Genomic DNA, 17,598 nt, shown 5'->3' with positions numbered 1-17,598 from the left:
GGACCGTGACCGCCGACCTGTGACCGCGGACCTGTCATTGCCGGGCCGGGCCGCCGCCGTGCGACGGCCCGGGCGCTCACAGCTCGAACAGTTCCTGCCAGGTCGGCACCCGCGGCTGCACCCGCAGCCGCAGCCCCGTCTGGGCGAGAGTGCGGTCACCTTTCCTGTTGTTGCACCGGCCGCAGGCCAGCACGGTGTTCTCCCAGGTGGAAAGGCCCCCGCGGGACTGGGGGACGATGTGGTCGATGGTGTGGCCACGATCGCCGCAGTAGGCGCACAGCCCGCGTTCGCGCTGGTAGACGCCCCGCTTGCTCCAGGCCGGACGGCTGCCGTGCCGCCACCTCATCGCGACGTAACGGACCAGCCGGAGCACCCGCGGCACCGGGAAGTGGCCGATGGTCCGGCCCTCGACCGCCTCTTCCACGACGGCCACCCCGCGCACGAGCATCCGGATCGCGTGCCGCAGATCCACCTTCTGTAACGGCTCGTACGACGCGTTGAGAACCAGCACGTTCATCAGTCCACCTCCCTCTCACCGTGGCAGCGCTCCCGGCCCAGGACTCGAACCTGGGACACCCACGTGAACAGACCGTGTCGGGCCGGGGGCCGGCCGCTGGCGTCACTCGGTCTGGCAAGGGGGTGTGCAGGTCAGCGCCCGTGAGTCAGGGGGACTCGCAGGACGCCGGCCGGGGGTGTTGCGGTACTGATGGTGCCATCAGAGTGCCTTCGCGATCACCTGGTTTTCGCCCCGCGGCCCCACCCCCGCCGCACCCCTCACGCCCGCCCGGGCGCCTGGACACCTGGACCGCCGGAGGTCGGCCCGCTACCGCCCGGCCGCCGGGGCCAGCGTGCGGAGCGTGTGCTCGGCCGCCGGGTCGGCGTCGGTGGCGGAGGGGACGATGACGAGGTCGTCGATCCCGGCCTCGGCGTAGGCGCGGAGCCGGCCCGCCACCTCGGCGGCGTCGCCGAAGGCCCCGACCGCCCGGACCAGGTCGTCGGGCACGGCGGCCAGCAGGTCCCGGGGGTGCGGCCGGGTCCGGGCGTACGCCACGACCTCGCCGAAGCCCGCCCGCTCGAACATCTCCGCGTAGCCCGGCGCGGCCAGGTAGGCGACGGCGCCGCGACGTACCTGGTCGATCGCCGCCGCGCCGGCGTCCACGGCGGCCGGGATCCACGCCGCGACGCGCGGGGCGGGGCGGCCGAGCCGGTCCGCCGCGGCGCGCACGGAGGCGGCCAGCTCTCCCGCCATCTGCGGGCTGACCAGGTTGACGACCATCCGGTCGGCGTACCGGGCCGCGGTCTCGATCGCGGCGGGCCCGAAGGCGGCGATGACGAGCCCGCCGGCCGGTGCGGGCAGCCGCAGCCGGTACCCGCGGCTGCGGACGGCCGCGCCGGTGAAGTCCGACCGTTCGCCGGCCAGCAGCGGCCGGATCGCCTCGGCCGTCTCGGCGAGCGTCCGGGCCGCACCGGTGCGGGAGCGGCCGTGCCACTGCTCGACGAGCACGACGCTGGAGGTGCCGAGCGCCACCGACACCGGCCGGCCGGTCAGCGCGGCGACCGACGCCGCCCCCATCGCGATCATCATGGGGTCGCGTACGGAGACCGGCAGCGGCCCGAGGACCAGCGCCGCGGCGGACATCCGCGCGCCGACCGAGGTGGCCAGCGCGAAGGCGTCGTAGGTCGCCATCTCCCCTATCCACACGGCCGGATAGCCGCAGGCGTCCGCGATCAGCGCGGTGCCGACGACCTCCTCCGCCGGGCGGTCCTGCCACAGGCCCAGTGAGACCTCGATGTTCATCCGCGCTTCCCCGCCCTCGGGATCATCAGGCCGCGAAGTCCGCGGTCAGGCCCATGCCGCGCAGCAGCGTGGCCCGGTCGTAGTACTCCAGCCACTCGGTGACCAGCCCGTCGCGCAGGGACAGTACGCCCACCACCGGCACCTCGCCGTGCGAGCCCCGTACGTCGAAGACGTCGACGCGCTCGACGTAGACCCGTCCGTCGATCACGCCCATCGCCCTGACCTCCAGGCTGAGGCGTTCCAGCCCGTCGGCGAGCACGGCCAGCCGCTCGCCGATCGCGGCCCGCCCGCGTACCGGCTCGCTCATCACGCTGTGCAGCACCCCGTCGGGTGCGAAGAGGGACACGATCTTCGCCCAGTCCATGGTGTTCCAGGCATCGACCATGTCGCGGACCACGGCCAGCTTCTCGGTGTCGTCCATGACTACCTTCCTGTTCCGGGGACCGCTGGGTCTGCGGGGGTGGCGGTCTCCTGGCGGGGGGCGAGCTCCTTGCGGAGGTCGCGTTTGAGGATCTTGCCGACGGGGTTGCGCGGCAGCGTGGTGCGCAGCTCCAGCCGTTCGGGCAGCTTGTACGAGGCGATCCGGTGGTCCCGCAGGTACGCGAGCAGGTCCTCGAGGGTCGGGCTCGGGTCCCCCTTCGGCACGATGATCGCGCACACCCTCTCGCCGAGGAGGTCGTCGGGGTAGCCGACGACGGCGACCTCGGCGACGCCGGGGTGCCCCGCGATCAGCCCTTCCAGCTCGGCGGGCGCGATGTTCATGCCCCCGCGGATGATGAGGTCCTTGGCCCGGTCGACGTACTGCAGGAACCGGCCGTCGTCCCCGGCGATGACGAAGACGTCACCGGTCTTCAGATAGCCGTCGTCGTCGAACGGGCTGGCCAGGTTCTCCCCTCCCAGGTAGCCGGGAAAGACCATCGGCCCCTTGATGCGCAGCTCGCCGGGCACCCCCGGCTCGGTGACCTCGGCCCCGGTGTCGGGGTCGACCAGCCGTACCTCCACCCACTCGGAGATCCGGGAGGTCCAGCTCACCCCGGGCACGCCGTACCGCGGGAAGTAGCGGGCCCGCTGTTCGGGGTCGGGCACGTCGTGCGGATCGGTGAGCAGGCCGATGCCCTCGTTCGAGCCGAAGAAGTTGATGATCCCGATGCCGTGGACGTCCTGCCAGCCCTTCACCATGGCGGGGGCCAGGGGCACGGAGCCGGAGCCGATCAGCCGGAGCGAGCCGATGTCGGTGGCGGCCAGCAGGTCGGCGCGGGCGAGCAGCATGCTCAGCAGCGCCGGGGGCGCGACGGTGTAGGTGACGCGCTCGTCCTCGATCTGCCGCAGGAAGGTCGGCAGGTCGAAGGGATGGTGCTGGACGAGGACCCCGCCGACCCGCAGCCAGGGCAGGAACATGCCGTTGATGCCGGCCATGTTGACCATCGGGAACGGGTTGAGCAGCACGTCCTCCGCGGTCAGCCGGGGCGCGTCGACCGTGGCCCAGCTCATCGCCAGCCAGTCGTAGTGCGTCCTGGGCACTCCCTTGGGGGTGCTCTCGGTGCCCGACGTCCAGCAGATGGTGATGCAGTCGTTGGGATCGGCGGGATGGGCGGCCGCGTACGACTCGACCCGGTCCCGGGCGCCCTCGGCCGGGTCCGCGCCCAGGGCGACGACGCCCTCGGGGACCGCCTCTCCGTAGGCCAGCACGGTGCGCAGGCCGGGCAGTGCCTCCCGTGCGGCCTGTATCTCCTCGGCCAGCCGCCGTTCGCCGACGCGTACGGCCGTCAGGAAGGCGGTGAAGCCGGCCAGCCGCCCGAGTTCGGTCACCTCGTGCTCGCGGTACTGCACCGGCAGCGGCGAGACGACGACGCCGAGCCGCCAGCACGCGAGGTAGACCACGACCAGCTCGACGGTGTTGGGCAGGTGCACCGCGAGCACGTCCCCGGCGCCCACGCCGTGCCGCAGCAGGACGTCCGCGAGCCCGGTCACCTCCTCGTCGAGCTCGCGCCAGGTCAGCCGGCGCGGAGCCGTGCCGACCAGGTCGGTCTTGTTGGCGGGGTCCACGACGGCCGTGAGGTCCGGGGCGGCCGCGACCCGGGCCCGGAACAGCCCGTCCGTCGTCTCGTCGCTCCACCAGCCCTTGGCGGTGTACTCCCCGACCCGTTCGGCGGGGTGCAGACCACGGTGCTTCATCTCCGGTTTCCTCTCACTCGATGCCGGCCGGCGGCGGGCCAGGAGGCCTGTCCCGCCGCCGGCCGGGCTTCACCGCGAGCCCCGGGAGCGGCCGCCCCTCGCGTCACGGGCGGTCATGAACGGTCGCGGGGGGTCGCAGGGGGTCATAGACGATGGGGGACGTGAGCTCAGCCACCCTGGTAATCGGATGAGATGTCGATGACGTCACCGGCGGGCTGGAAGGCCTTCTTCGCGGCCGACCAGGTGAAGGGCCGGAAGGCCCCGATGCCCAGCGACCGCTGGGGGCTCATCGTCCACTTGACGCCGTCGATGAACATCGGCGGCTGGTAGCTCTGCGAGCGGGCCGCCTTGATGATGCCCAGCCGGCTGAGGCCGTCGGCGGAGCCGGCCGCCTTGGTGAAGGCGTCGACCATCAGGTCGCCGATGGCCCAGCCGTTGACCGTGTAGTTGTTCAGCGGCGCCTTGACGCCCTGCGCCTTGGTGTCCACGAGGTACTGCTTGACGCCTGCGTCGGCGGCGTAGAGGGGGTTGCCGGGGTCCTTCAGCCACACCATGACCTGCTGGCCGTCCGCCGCCTGGCCCGCGGGCTCGTACAGCGTCTTGCCGTCCACGCAGTTGGCGGGCTGGATGAAGGTGCCGGGCCGCCAGCCGGACCGGCCGATTGCCTGGCTCAGTGCCAGGCAGTCGGTGGTGACCCCGGCGTCGAGCAGCACCTGGGCGCCGCTGGCCTTCAGCGTGGTCGCCGCGGCGTTGGGATCGGTCAGCGGCGCCTCTTTGATGATCTTGATGTTACTGCCCGCCACCGCCTTCTTGAAGCCGTTGGCGTAGCCCTGCCCGGACTCGGTCTGGTTGGCCGCGATCGCGACGGTGGCGCCACCCGGGTACTTCTTCTTGAGCTGCTCGACGACGACCTTCATCTCCACGTCGGCGGACGGCAGGTACTCGGTGGTCCACGGGAAGTCCTTCGCGTTCCGGTAGGCCGGCACCGAGGCCTGCCCGAACAGCAGCGGGACGCACGCCTCGTTCTGGTCGTCGGCCACGGCGTTGAGCTGGCCCGACCCGAAGGTCTCCAGCACGTGCACCTTGTCCTTCTGGATCAGCTCGTTGACGTTGGCCTTGGCCTTCTCGGGGGTGAACGCGTCGTCCTTGCTGACGATCTCCAGCTTGACGCCGTTGATCCCGCCGGCCGCGTTGACCACGGCGAACCGGGCCCGCATCCCGTCGATGACGGCGCCGACGGCACCGGCGAGCGGTCCCGACAGCGGAGCGCTCCACCCCACCTTGAGGGTGCCGCCGATCTTCTGCGTGACCGACCCCGGGTCGGTGCAGTCCGCGGTGGAGATGCCCGCCGATCCGCCGGAGGCGGCGGCCTTGTCGTCGGTGCCGGACCCGCAGCCCGCGAGCAGCAGCACGGCCGACGCTCCCAGGACGGTGAGATATCTGGTCTTCATGAACGTTCTCCCTCATCGGTGACGGCGCGCTCGGGCGCGGTGCCGTCGGTGACCTGGTGGGCCGGTGGATCGGCCGGTGGATCGGCAGGTGGAGTGATCTGGACGACGCGCCGCACGACGCGGTTGAGCAGCCCGACGACGCCCTCGGGCATGAGGAAGACGATGAGGATCAGAACGGCGCCGAAGAGGATCCCGGACACGTGGCCGGAGCTGAGGTCCGCGGTGAAGTAGGGGATGAAGACGACGGCGAGCGCACCCGCGACCGGGCCCAGCAGGGTCGCCGCGCCGCCGACGAAGAGCCCGGTGATGAGCTCGATCGACTTGAGCAGGGTGAAGGACCCGTCGGGCGACAGCGCCCCGACGTACATCGCGAACAGGCTGCCGGCCACCCCCGTGACGGCCCCCGACAGGCCGAAGACGGTGGTCTTGACCGATGCGAGGCTGACGCCCGAGGCCGCCGCGGCGATCTCGTTGTCGCGGGTCGCGACCATCGCCAGGCCGACCCTGCTGCGGGTGAGGTTGCGGATCAGCAGCAGGACCACGACCAGGACCGCGGCGCTCAGCCAGTACAGCCACAGGCCGCGCCGGCCGAGCCCCAGCCCGGTCCACTCCGGCGGGGCCAGCTGCCGGGACCGGATGACCAGCCCCGCGGCGCCGCCGGTGAAGTCGGGGAACCTGCGCACCAGTTCGGGGAACGCCACCCCGACCGCGAGGGTGACCAGCGCGAGGTAGAGCCCCCGGATGCGCAGCGCGGGCAGGCCCACGACGAAGCCCAGCAGGAAGCAGAGCACGGCCGCCACCGGCAGCGTGACCAGCGGGCCGACCCCGTGGGAGACCACCAGGACGCCGGTGGTGTAGGCGCCGAGCCCGAAGAACGCCGAGTGCCCGATCGACAGCAGCCCGGTGTAACCGGTCGCCAGGTTGAGCCCGCTGATCGCGATCGCGAAGATCAGCACGCTGGTGAGCTGGCCGACCCGGAAGGACTGCAGGCCGGACCCGGCCAGCAGCAGTCCCGCCGCCGCCAGCACCCCGGCGAGCTGCCAGGACCGGTGCGGCAGGGATCCGCGCACGATCACGAACCGCGCCCGCGGGGCGGCCCCCGCGGGGTCCTGCTGGCTGGTTCCCGAGGTCACAACCGCTCCATCTGCCGGGTGCCGAACAGGCCGGTCGGCCGGAACAGCAGGATGAGCACGATGACCACCAGCGCCGCCGTCTGGGAGAGGGTGCCGCCGATGAAGTCGACATAGCCGGTGATCATGGCCTCCATGAGGCCGATGACCAGTCCGCCGGCCACCGCGCCGACGGGGCTGTCCAGCCCGCCGAACAGCGCCGCCGCGGAGGCGTAGATGAGGATGGGGAACATCGTCTGCAGGCTGAGCTGCTGGGACGACATCGGCGCGATGAGGATCCCGGCGAACGAGCCGACGATCCCGGCCAGGCCCCAGCCGAGCATCAGGATCCGGCTGGTGGGGACCCCGCTGAGCGCCGCCGACTCGGGGTTGTCGGCCACCGCCCGCATGTGCAGGCCGATCCTCGTGCGGTTGAACAGCAGGAACACCGCGCCGATCAGCAGGATCACGAAGACCCAGACGCCGACGGCGTCCCAGTAGAGCCGGGCCCCCGCCAGCGCGAGGTAGTCGTCCTGGCCGCCGGGGAACAGGCCGGGCATGGTCTTGGTCTCGGAGTTCCACAGCAGCCCGGCCAGCGCGTTGAAGCCGGTGAAGAGCCCGAGCGCGACGATCAGTGTGGCCATGTCGTTGCGCCGTCGCACGGGCCGGATGAGGGTCCGCTCGACGATCGCGCCGAGCAGGAACCCGGCCACGGCGGCGGCGATCGCGGCCAGCCACACCGGCACGTCCCGGGTGGTCAGCCCCCACGCCAGGTAGGTGGTGAACAGCGCCATCTCACCCTGGGCGAAGTTGATCATGCCGGTGCCGCGGAAGACCACGACCAGGGCCAAGGCCATGATCGCGTAGATGGCACCGTTGGTGAGGCCGTCGAAGAGGCGCTCGAGGAAGACGTCCATCATCGACTCCTTAGTCGCCGAGGTAGGCGCGGCGGATGGACTCGTCGTCGCGGTAGCGGGCGGCGTCGCCCGCCGCGACGACCCGGCCGACCTCCAGCAGATAGACACGGGCGGCCAGGCCGAGCGCGAGCTCGGCGTTCTGCTCGACCAGGAGCATCGCGGTGCCCTGGTCCCGGTTGACGCCGGCCAGGGTGGCGAACAGCTCGGCCACGATGCGGGGGGCCAGGCCGAGGCTGGGCTCGTCGCACAGCAGCAGCCGGGGACGGCTCATCAGCGCCCGCGCGACGGCGAGCATCTGCTGCTCACCACCGGACAGGGTGCCCGCCTCCTGCCGGGACCGCAGCCCCAGCACCGGGAAGACCTCGCACCAGCGGTCGATGTCCTCCCGTACGCCCGCCGGGTCGCGGCGCAGCGCGGCGCCGACCCGCAGGTTCTCCAGCACGGTCAGGTGGGAGAAGGTGCCGCGGCCCTGCGGCACCAGGCTGATGCCCCGGGCCACGATCGCGTCGGGCCGCAGCCCGTCCAGCGGCGCGCCGTCGAACCGGACCGAGCCCCGGTGCGGGATCAGGCCGGTCAGCGCGCGCATCGTGGTGGTCTTGCCGGCTCCGTTGGCGCCGAGCACCACGACGACCTCTCCGGCGGCCACCTCCAGGTCCAGGCCGTGCAGCACCGCCGCCTGGCCGTACCCGGCGGTGAGCCCGGTGACCTCCAGCAGGCTCATGACGCCTTCCCCAGGTAGGCGGCGACGACCCGTTCCTCGGCGCGCACCTGCTCGGGCGTACCGTCGGCGATCTTGCGGCCGAGCTCCATCGCCACGACGTGGTCGGAGACCCGCATCACCATGCCCATGTGGTGCTCGACCAGCAGGGCGCCCAGATCGCGGTCGCGGCGCAGCCGCAGGATCAGGGAGCCCAGGTCGTGCACCTCCGCGTGGGTCAGGCCTCCCGCGGGCTCGTCGAGCAGCAGCAGCCGCGGCCGGGCGGCCAGCGCCCGCGCCAGTTCGACCCGCTTGAGGGTGCCGTAGGGCAGTCCCCGGGCGGGGCGGTGGGCGACGTCGCGCAGTTCCAGCTCCGCGAGGATGTCCATCGCCTCGCCCTCCATCCGGCGCTGCCGGGCCCGGACGTGCGGCAGGCCGGCGACCGCTCCGGCGAACCCGGAGCGGTCGCGGGAGTGCGCCCCCACCACGGTGTTCTGCAGGACGGTGAGCGAGGGGAACAGCGCCAGGTTCTGGAAGGTCCGCGCGATGCCGAGCCGGACGATCCGCTGCGGGGGCGTGCGGGACACGTCGGTTCCGGCGAACGAGATCTCACCGGAGTCCGGCCGGTAGATGCGGGTCACGCAGTTGAACAGGGTGGTCTTGCCCGCGCCGTTGGGGCCGATCAGCCCGCAGATCTCACCGGGCGCGACGGTGAAACCGACTCCGTCCAGAGCCGTGACGCCGCCGAATCGCAGGGTCACCCCTGAGATCCGCAGTTCGGATCGTTGGTCGTTGGCTGCTGCCATCCGGGTGGTTCCTCCACGAGCTGGACACTTCAGTTAGCAGTGTGTTGCCGGTCACAGTGTTACTACAACAGAAAGAGTGACCTAGTCAACGGGCCGCAACACGTTCGTGATCAGGTTCTTCCGGCCGGCTCGCCATCGCCCCGCCGTCCCGTGGGCGACCGGCCGCGGATCGGGGCGGCGGCCGGAGGCGGGCGCCGGGCGAATCGACCCGGTCCGGCCCCTTGGCCGATTCACTCTCTTAGTTGTAGCGTGAAATCGGCGGGACCATCCGGTGGATGGCCGCGGAGCCACGAGCGGCGAGGAGGCCTTGGCGTGACCGACCAACGCGATCCGGCAGTGCAGGCACTGCTGGACAAGCAGGACATCTATGAGTTGCTCGCCCGCTACCTGCGGGCCGCCGACCGGGGTGACGTCGACGGCATCGCCGCCTGCTACCTGCCCGGTGCCACCGAGGACCACGGAGGCGTGTTCGACGGCACCGCACGGGACTACGTGCGCTCCATCGCCCCGACGATCACCCATCCGCGCAGCCGGACCATGCACTGCATGACGAACGTGCTGATCGACCTGGACGGCGACCAGGCCCGGGCGGAGTCCTACGTCACCACCTTCAGCCGGGTACGGACCCCCGACGGCCCCGGCCACTCGTTCGTCGGCGCCCGCCTCCTCGACCGGCTGGAGCGCCGCGACGGGCACTGGGGCATCGCGCACCGGCGGCTCGTGTGGGAGTGGAACCACGACGCCCCGGCGGCCGAGACCTGGATCTTCGGCATGCTCATCGCCGACCCGGGCGGCCTCGCCCGCGGCGGCAAGCACCCCGACGACCCGATCTACGACGGCCTGACGGGAGCCGCTCGATGATTCGCGTCGAGGGGGCGACCGCGCTGGTCACCGGCGGCAACCGCGGCATCGGCCGGGCCTTCGTGGAGGAGCTGCTGGCCCAGGGCGCGGCCAGGGTCTACGCGGGGGCGCGCAGGACCGAGGACGTGGACGACGATCTGCTCGCCGCCGGGGCCGTGCCGGTACGGCTGGACGTCACCGACCTCGAGCAGGTCGCCGCGGCCGCCCGGACCTGCGCCGACGTGAACCTCCTGGTCAACAACGCCGGCTACTTCGCCAACACCCGGCTGGTGCTCACCGACGACGTCCAGGCGGCCCGCGAGGAGATGGAGGTCAACTTCTTCGGCACCCTCAACATGACGCGGGCGTTCGCGCCGGTGCTCGGCGCCAACGGCGGCGGCGCCATCGCCAACGTGCTGTCGGTGGCGGCGACGGTGCCCACCGCCTTCATGGGCGGCTACTCGACCTCCAAGGCCGCGGCGCTCTGGCTGAGCGGGATCACCCGGGCGGAGCTCGCGCCGCAGGGCACCGGCGTGACCGCCCTGATCGTCGGTTCGGTGGACACCCGGATGGCGGCGCACGTGGAAGGGACCAAGGAGAACCCCCGCGACATCGCCAAGGCCGGGCTCAAGGCGGTGGCGCGCGGGGAGTCGGTCGCCGACACCGACTGGATGGCCATCGACGCGCGGGCCCGGATGGCCCGTGACCCGGCCCGCCACGAGCGCTATCTCGCCAAGCTGCTCGACGCCACCGCCCTGCGGACCGGCCGGTGAGCGGGCCCGAGCTGATCCAGGCCACCGCCGCCGCGCGGGACCTGGCCACCGCCACGGCGGCCGCCCGGTCCGCGCTCGGCCTGCCGGCCGGCTTTCCCGACCCGGAGCTGGCCTCCTGGGGCATGGTGAACGAGATCCTCAACCTCGGCCGGAGCTATCTGGAGATCATCGCGCCGTCCGGCCCGGACTCCCCGCTGCACCGGTTCCTGACCCATGGGGAGGGCGGCTACGTGGTCGGCGTGCGCGTCCCGGACACCGGCTCCCTGGTGGCACGGGCCGCCGCACGCGGGGTACAGGTGGCACACCGGCAGGAGTTCCACGGCGCCGACATCGTCCAGCTCCACCCGGGCGACCTCGGCGTCATGCTGGAGGCCGACCGGATCCCGGCCGGCAAGCACTGGCACTACGACGACTGGGCGGTGCCCGGCCGTCCCGGCGGCGCTCCCGCCGGGGACCTGCTGGCCGTGGACGTGGCGGTCGCCGCCCCCGCGCGGACCGCCGGGCTCTGGGCGTTCCTGCTCGGCGCGGAGCAGGTCACCGACACCTGCGTGCAGGCTGGTGGTCTCATCCGCTTCGTCCCCGTCACCGGCCGGCGCGGCCTGGTCGCCGCCGACCTGTACGGCCACGGCCCGGCAAGGGAGCACCTGGTCGCCGGGCTGACCGTACGGCTCGTACCGGGCGGGGAGGTGAAGCCGTGACCCTCAAGGTGATCCAGTGGGCGACGGGCGCCGTCGGCAAGACCTGCCTGCGCGCCGTCATCGACTCACCGGACCTGGAGCTCGCCGGGCTCTTCGTCTACGGGGACCGCAAGGCCGGGCGGGACGCGGGCGACATCGCCCGGCGGGACCCGACCGGCGTCATCGCCACCCGCGACCGCGCGGAGATCCTGGCCCTCCCCGCCGACGTGGTGCTGCACGCACCACGGCTGCAGGTGCCGTACGAGACGCACGACGCCGACATCTGCGCGCTGCTGCGTTCCGGCAAGAACGTCATCACCACCGCGGGGCACCACTTCCCCCGCGCGCACGGCCCGGAGCGGGAGGAGATGTTCCTGGCCGCCTGCCGGGAGGGCGGCACGACCCTGTACGGGACCGGCATCAGCCCCGGAGTGATCGGCGAGCGCATCGTGCTGGCGCTGAGCGGGGTCTGCCTCGACCTCGAGCACCTCGTCATCGACGAGGTGCTGGACGCCAGCCGGGTGCCCGACCCCGGCTTCGCCTTCGACGTGATGGGCATGGGCTCCGACCCGGCGGCGATCGACCTCGCCGCCGGGGAGCTGCCCCGGCTGTACGGGAAGCTGTACGCCGAGACCCTGGCCTTCATGGCCGAGCGGATGGGCCTGGCGATCGACCGGATCGAGCCCGACCATCACGTCGAGGTGACCGACCACGAGCTGCGGGTGGCCGCCGGCACCATCCGGGCCGGCACCGTGGCGGCCACCGAGTGGCGCTGGCACGCCGTCTCGGCGGGCCGGCGGGTGCTGACTCTGGCGATCATCTGGACGATGGACCCCGCCATGCCGCGGTACGCGGGGCGGGACCACTGGACGGTGCGCGTGACCGGCCGGCCGGGCCTCACCATGACCCTCAACCTGGTCGAGCCCAACGATCCCGGCAGCCGTACCACGGCCGGGCAGTTCGTCACCGCCGGTCCCGTCATCCGGGCCATTCCGGAGATCGTCGCGGCTCCGCCGGGCATCTTCGAACCGCCCGTCTTCGCGCCGTACCCGTTCTCCCGGGTCTCCCCCGCACCACCGGTCCCCACTGCCGTTCCAGACGTCTCCCCGCTGCCCGCCGGAGGTCCCGCGTGAGCACCCCCACCGTCCCGCACGTGTACCTCGAACCGGCCCGGCCGGGGCCCGACGGGGCGTACGCGCTGCACGCCGGCGGAGGGCGGGTGGAGCGGCTCGCCGACATCCTGCGCCGCCGCGCGGCCGCCACCCCCGGCCTGCCCGCCGTCATCGAGCCCGGGCGCACCACGACGTTCGGCGAGCTCGACGCCCGCGCGTCGCGGGTCGCCCGGGCCCTGCTGGCCGACGGGGTCGGCGCCGGCGACCGGGTCGCCTACATCGGGGCCAACGCGGCGTCCTTCCTGGAGGTGCTGTACGGCACCGCCAAGATCGGCGCGATCGCCACCGCGGTCAACAACCGGCTCGCGACCGGAGAGGTCGCGCAGATCCTCGCCGACGCCGAGCCCAGCGTGCTGGTGCTCGGCTCCGGCGACGGCGGGCTGCGGGAGGCCGCGGGGCCGCGCACCCGGGTCGTCACGCTGGACGGCGACCCCGGCACGACCTCGTACGGCTCCTGGCTCGACGGCCACGGCGATACCGACCCGGGCGCGGAACCCGACCCGGAGGACACCGCGGTGATCTTCTACACGTCCGGCACCACCGGGCTGCCGAAGGGGATCATGCTGAGCGGCCGTAACCTCGGCCAGGCCCTCGCCACCATGCACCGCGACCTCGGCATGGACCGGACGTCGGTGGCGATGGCGCCCATCCCCTACTTCCACGTCTCCGGTTTCGGGCTGGCCATGGTGGCCACGCTCAACGGCGCCGCGCTGCTGCTGGAGCACGCGACCGCGCCCGCCGAGCTGCGGGACCTGCTGATCGAGCGGCGGGTGTCGCACGCCGCGCTGGTGCCCACGCTGCTGCAACGGCTGGTCGCGCTGCCCGGCGTGGGCGACTGCGACTGGTCGGCGCTGAAATACGTGGTGTACGGCTCGTCACCGATCCCGCTGCCGGTGATCCACCGGGCCACCGAGCTGATCGGCTGCCGGTTCCTGCAGAGCTACGGGCTCACCGAGTCCACCGGAGGCGTCACCGTGCTGCGCCCCGAGGACCACCTGCCGGAGCCAGGGCAGGAGCACCGGCTGCGCTCGGCGGGCCGGCTGATGCCCGGTGTACCGGCCCGGATCGTCGACCCGGAGACCCTCACCGACCTGCCCCCCGGCCGGCGCGGCGAGGTGCTGATCGGCGGCGGCCACGTGATGAAGGGCTACTGGCGGCGTCCCGCGGAGAACGCCGCCACCCTCCTGCCCGGCGGCTGGCTGCGGACCGGGGACGGCGGTTCCTTCGATGAGGACGGCTTCCTCTACCTCCACGACCGGATCAAGGACATGATCGTCAGCGGAGGTGAGAACGTCTATCCCGCCGAGGTGGAGAGCGTCCTCACCGGGCATCCCTCGGTGGCGGAGGTCGCCGTCATCGGGGTGCCGTCCGAGCGGTGGGGCGAGGTGCCGTACGCGGTCGTCGTGCTCCGGCCGGACGCCGCGCCGCTCCCGCCGGCGGAGCTGATCGCCTGGACCAGGGAACGGCTCGCGCACTTCAAGTGCCCCGCCGGCGTCCGCTTCGTGGAGGCGCTCCCCCGCAATGCCAGCGGCAAGCTGCTGAAGAACCGGCTCCGGGAGGATCACCGCTCCACCCGCGCCTGACGCTATTTCACTGCCGACCTTCCCTTGTGGTGTCACATATATCGCCTGGGCAGGGGGCATTGCGGCCAGTGCCTGGACGCCGGCCGGGATTCACGCGCGACGCTATGTCACTGCCGGTCTTCCGGGATGACGGTGTGCCATTTGCCGGCGGGGGTCACCCATACCAGGAGACCTGGCCACGGCTGGAACAGGTGCCATTGCGGATCCTGCTTGAGCCTATGGTGATGCCTGCACAATGGCGCCAGATTGCAGGAGCAGGTCGGCCCGCCCTTGTGGAAGGGCACCGTATGGTCGAGATCGCAACGGGTCGACTTCCGGTTACAGGACGGGAAAGCGCATATCTGATGGTTATGCTGGATCAGCCGTTTCATTGCGGCCGGTGGTCGGTATGCGCCGTGACCGTGCAATGCGGAGACGGCGACGATGTTTCCGCTGGACGTGGTCTGGCCGTCCACGGTGATCGGATCGCCGGTGGTCCGGCCGCTGGTGGTGGCGTCGCACCAGCGTGGTTTCAGGTCGGCCAGCGCGCTGGTCATGGCCTGTGCCGCGGCGGCGACCCGCATCGCCAGGCCGGAGCGGCGACCGGATGCCTTCTCCTGGCCGGTGATCATGGCTAGCCGGTCATCGATGACACCGGCGAGCAGCGTGGCGAGCCGCCGGGCGGCCATGTCCACGGTGTCCTCGCCGCTGCGGTCCATCGGCTCTGACCGGCCGGCCCGCCGGAGACTGCCCGCTCGGTCCCTCCGGCCCGAGGGCGGCATGATCTGATCGGGCGAACGCGGTCCGGTGCCTGTGCCGCCGCGGGCCTGTTCGTCCTCACCGGCACTGTCCGGACCACCATCACCCGCCCGGCGGTCTCCGCACCCGCTCCGGGCAACGCCATAGGCCTGGTCGGTTCTGCCCGTTCCGCCTTCGGCCGACCTGCCGTCTCCGCACCCGCTCCCGGGAGCGCTGTCGGCCTGGTCGTTCGGGTGTTCCCGCCCGCGATCGCGCGGGTTCCCGCCGCAGTCCGCATCGTCCTGGTGCAGGTCGCCGGCGGCCTCGGGCAGCGGGGTGCCGCGGAGCAGGGCGATGCCCAGGTCATGACGGATCGCGTCGATCGGACGCGCGTCGCCATCGGCCTTCATGGCCTGAGCCACGGCGTTGATCTTGTTATAGATGGCTTCGGCATCCTCCGCCGATACCTCGCGTAACGCCAGATCGCACGTGCCCGCCGCGGTCGCCCACATCTGCAGGCTGCGCACCTTGCGAGCTCGTTCCTTCCGTTCCGTGGCCGCCTGCGGGTCCACCTCGGCGAGCGCCGCGCGCACCCGGCGCCGCAGCCGGGCGGCGTTCATCGACCGCGCGTCCCCGATCACGGCCGCCTCGACCAGCGCGATGGTGGCGGTGTCCACCCCGAACAGGCCGTCCACGATCGCCTTGGCGCGGGTGAGATCGATACGGCCCTCCCTCAGCGCCTCGCGGGTCAGCGGGAACCAGGCGGCGAGCTTGCCCGCCAGCCCCGCCCAGATCGCCGCGGCACCGCCGGAGAGCGTCAGCGCCAGGGCGATCTCATCCGCGATGAACTCACCCAGCTCCACGGGAGGGGTGCTCGGCCGGGTCTCCTCCCTCCGCCGGATGAACTCCGCCACCACGGCCAGCTCCGACGCCTGCGCCCAGGACGTCACCCGTCGCCAGGCGGCCATGACGTCCAGCAGTTCTTCGTCCGAAAGAGCGGTCACTGGAAGGGCGTCCAGTGCTGCTGCGAAATGCGAGCCGGGAACACCCGCAGGAACGGTGGATCGCGAAGCGACCGGACCCCTCTCCGCCACCGCGATGGACACCGGAAATCCCCGCTCTCGAGACCTCGACCCTTTCATTAGAAAATACTAGCGAACGCGGATGACGCTTTGTAGCCCTCCGCTCACGCAACCACCATCGGGCCCGTGATTCTTTTTCCGCGATCGTGAAAGCATTCATACCGGAAACTCACGACGGCGAATGTCCCGATAGGGCACCATGCGTCCCGGGCGTCCCGGTGCGCGGCCTCAGCCGACCTGGCGGTCGGCGCCCTCCCACCAGGGGCGGCGCAGCTCGCGCTTGAGGATCTTGCCGGACGGGTTGCGGGGCAGCTCGTCGGCGAAGGACACCGCCGTGGGGCACTTGTAGTGGGCGAGGCGCTCCCTGGTCCAGGCGATCAGCTCCTCGGCACCGGTCTCGGTGCCGGGGCGGCGGACCACGACCGCCAGCGGGGTCTCGCCCCAGCGCTGCGACGGCACCCCGATGACGGCGCTCTCCAGTACGGCGGGGTGCCCCGCCAGTACGCTCTCCACCTCGGCCGGGTAGACGTTCTCGCCACCGCTGACGATCATGTCCTTGATCCGGTCGTGCAGGTAGAGGTAGCCGTCGGTGTCCATCGAGCCCGCGTCGCCGGTGCGCAGCCATCCGCCGGGCAGGAAGGCGGCCTCGTCGGCGGCCGGGTTGCGCCAGTAGCCGCTGGTGACGCACGGTCCGCGCACCACGACCTCGCCGACGACGCCGGGGTCGGCCGGCTGCTCCGTCTCCAGGTCGATGATCGCCACCTCCATGCCGGGCACGGCGGCACCGGCCGAGCGCAGCCTGCCCGCCACCGGATTGCCCGGCAGGTGCTGGTCGGGGCCGAGGAGCGTGGTGACCCCGATCGTCTCGGTGAGCCCGTACGACTGGAAGAACTCCGCGCCGAACAGTTCTACCGCCCGGGCCAGCAGCGGCTCGGAGATCGGCGACGCGCCGTAGACGATCTGGCGCAGCGCGGAGAAGTCGGCGTCCCGGGCCGCCGGCAGCTCGCACATGATCTGGATGACCGCCGGCACCATCGCGGTGTGCGTCACCCGGTACCCGACGATCTGGTCCAGCATCGAGGCGGGGGTCGGTTCGCGGGACTGCACGATCGTGCCGCCCCGGGCCAAGGTGATCAGCGCCCAGCCCGCGCCCGCGATGTGGTAGTACGGGATCGGCACCAGGCTGACGGCGTCCGGCCCCACGTCGAAGCACGCACCGAACAGCTCGACCGCCGCCGAGAGCGCCGCCGCCGTGGTCATCACGCCTTTGGGCCGTCCGGTCGTGCCGGAGGAGTACATCAGCACCGCGAGCCCGTCGCCGGTGACGTCCCGGTGCGGGTCGAGGGCGTCCTGACCGGCCAGCCACCGCTCGTACGGCTCGCCCACGGCGATCACCGGCACTTCCAGGCCGGCCAGCGCGGCGGCGTGCTCGGGTCCGGCGACGACCAGGGAGACCTCCGCGTCGGCGAGGATCCAGCGCAGCTCGGCCGGGGCGAGCCGGAAGTTGAGCGGCACCAGCGCGGCACCGGCCTTCGCGGCGCCGAACAGCAGCTCGAAGTACTCCGTGGCGTTGCGGTCCACGTAGCCCACTCGCGCGCCGGGGGCCAGCCCGGCGGCCAGCAGCCCCGCGGCGACCCGGTCGGAACGCTCCGCGAGCTCGCCGTAGGTGACCGGACGGCCGTCGCCGGTGACGGCGAGGGCGTCCGGGGCCTTGTCCGCGGAGGCGCGCAGGAGATGCGCGATGGACGACGTCATGGTCATGGGTTCCCTTCCTCTGCCGGCCGGCAGAGCCGTCCGTCCG

At 72.3% G+C, this 17,598-nt stretch carries 16 protein-coding genes; 5 read left to right on the top strand and 11 right to left on the bottom strand.

Features of this window, described 5'->3' with window-relative positions:
* Window positions 1–76 precede the first annotated feature (76 nt).
* From ACRYCC_RS14720 to ACRYCC_RS14680, 9 genes are all read right to left on the bottom strand, one after another.
* Window positions 77–517 (bottom strand): HNH endonuclease, encoded by a 441-nt coding sequence (locus ACRYCC_RS14720; RefSeq protein ID WP_433812335.1) that lies wholly within the window; start codon window positions 515–517, stop codon window positions 77–79.
* Window positions 518–823: 306 nt separating this feature from the next.
* Window positions 824–1,798 carry an LLM class F420-dependent oxidoreductase gene (locus ACRYCC_RS14715; RefSeq protein ID WP_433812333.1) on the bottom strand — a complete coding sequence of 325 codons (975 nt, stop codon included), beginning with the start codon at window positions 1,796–1,798 and terminating at the stop codon, window positions 824–826.
* Window positions 1,799–1,823: 25 nt separating this feature from the next.
* Entirely contained in the window at window positions 1,824–2,219 is a 396-nt protein-coding gene (locus ACRYCC_RS14710) for a nuclear transport factor 2 family protein (RefSeq protein ID WP_433812332.1), read from the bottom strand.
* Window positions 2,220–2,221: 2 nt separating this feature from the next.
* Window positions 2,222–3,973, bottom strand: a complete 1,752-nt coding sequence (locus ACRYCC_RS14705) for a class I adenylate-forming enzyme family protein (RefSeq protein WP_433812330.1) — start codon at window positions 3,971–3,973, stop codon at window positions 2,222–2,224.
* A 167-nt stretch (window positions 3,974–4,140) separates the two neighbouring features.
* Complete coding sequence (locus ACRYCC_RS14700; protein WP_433812328.1) at window positions 4,141–5,424, bottom strand: ABC transporter substrate-binding protein; 1,284 nt, start codon at window positions 5,422–5,424, stop codon at window positions 4,141–4,143.
* On the bottom strand, window positions 5,421–6,557 hold the full coding sequence (locus ACRYCC_RS14695) for a branched-chain amino acid ABC transporter permease (RefSeq protein WP_433812326.1): 1,137 nt from the start codon (window positions 6,555–6,557) through the stop codon (window positions 5,421–5,423). The genes ACRYCC_RS14700 and ACRYCC_RS14695 overlap by 4 nt, the downstream gene beginning before the upstream one ends.
* Entirely contained in the window at window positions 6,554–7,453 is a 900-nt protein-coding gene (locus tag ACRYCC_RS14690) for a branched-chain amino acid ABC transporter permease (RefSeq protein WP_433812324.1), read from the bottom strand. The genes ACRYCC_RS14695 and ACRYCC_RS14690 overlap by 4 nt, the downstream gene beginning before the upstream one ends.
* Window positions 7,454–7,460: 7 nt before the next feature.
* Window positions 7,461–8,171, bottom strand: coding sequence for an ABC transporter ATP-binding protein (locus tag ACRYCC_RS14685; RefSeq protein ID WP_433812322.1), 711 nt, complete (start codon window positions 8,169–8,171; stop codon window positions 7,461–7,463).
* Entirely contained in the window at window positions 8,168–8,953 is a 786-nt protein-coding gene (locus ACRYCC_RS14680) for an ABC transporter ATP-binding protein (protein ID WP_433812320.1), read from the bottom strand. The genes ACRYCC_RS14685 and ACRYCC_RS14680 overlap by 4 nt, the downstream gene beginning before the upstream one ends.
* Window positions 8,954–9,265: 312 nt before the next feature.
* Here ACRYCC_RS14680 and ACRYCC_RS14675 point away from each other — a divergent pair, with 312 nt between their 5' ends.
* Genes ACRYCC_RS14675 through ACRYCC_RS14655 form a run of 5 tightly spaced genes read left to right on the top strand, consistent with a single transcriptional unit; the run spans window position 9,266 to window position 13,998 of the window.
* Complete coding sequence (locus ACRYCC_RS14675) at window positions 9,266–9,814, top strand: nuclear transport factor 2 family protein (RefSeq protein ID WP_433812318.1); 549 nt, start codon at window positions 9,266–9,268, stop codon at window positions 9,812–9,814.
* The gene (locus ACRYCC_RS14670; RefSeq protein ID WP_433812316.1) at window positions 9,811–10,566 is read left to right on the top strand and encodes an SDR family oxidoreductase; all 756 of its coding nucleotides are present in this window, start codon (window positions 9,811–9,813) and stop codon (window positions 10,564–10,566) included. Before ACRYCC_RS14675 ends, ACRYCC_RS14670 begins: the two co-directional genes overlap by 4 nt.
* Complete coding sequence (locus ACRYCC_RS14665; RefSeq protein WP_433812314.1) at window positions 10,563–11,264, top strand: VOC family protein; 702 nt, start codon at window positions 10,563–10,565, stop codon at window positions 11,262–11,264. The genes ACRYCC_RS14670 and ACRYCC_RS14665 overlap by 4 nt, the downstream gene beginning before the upstream one ends.
* A complete protein-coding gene (locus tag ACRYCC_RS14660) occupies window positions 11,261–12,376 on the top strand; it encodes an NAD(P)H-dependent amine dehydrogenase family protein (RefSeq protein ID WP_433812312.1) in 1,116 nt (371 codons plus the stop codon). The genes ACRYCC_RS14665 and ACRYCC_RS14660 overlap by 4 nt, the downstream gene beginning before the upstream one ends.
* Window positions 12,373–13,998 (top strand): long-chain-fatty-acid--CoA ligase, encoded by a 1,626-nt coding sequence (locus ACRYCC_RS14655; protein WP_433812310.1) that lies wholly within the window; start codon window positions 12,373–12,375, stop codon window positions 13,996–13,998. Before ACRYCC_RS14660 ends, ACRYCC_RS14655 begins: the two co-directional genes overlap by 4 nt.
* A 107-nt stretch (window positions 13,999–14,105) precedes the next feature.
* Here the strand turns inward: ACRYCC_RS14655 and ACRYCC_RS14650 are convergent, their stop codons facing one another.
* Window positions 14,106–15,719: an HNH endonuclease signature motif containing protein gene (locus tag ACRYCC_RS14650; protein ID WP_433812308.1), complete on the bottom strand. Its 1,614-nt coding sequence runs from the start codon at window positions 15,717–15,719 to the stop codon at window positions 14,106–14,108.
* A 306-nt stretch (window positions 15,720–16,025) separates the two neighbouring features.
* Window positions 16,026–17,558, bottom strand: coding sequence for a long-chain-fatty-acid--CoA ligase (locus ACRYCC_RS14645; protein ID WP_433812306.1), 1,533 nt, complete (start codon window positions 17,556–17,558; stop codon window positions 16,026–16,028).
* Between the last annotated feature and the right edge of the window lie 40 nt (window positions 17,559–17,598).

Origin of the sequence: Actinomadura scrupuli (assembly GCF_050971785.1) — a bacterium.
In the GTDB taxonomy this organism is placed as follows: domain Bacteria; phylum Actinomycetota; class Actinomycetes; order Streptosporangiales; family Streptosporangiaceae; genus Actinomadura_E; species Actinomadura_E scrupuli.
The sequence above is the reverse complement of the archived record's forward strand: the minus strand, read 5'-3'. Positions and strand labels throughout refer to the sequence as shown.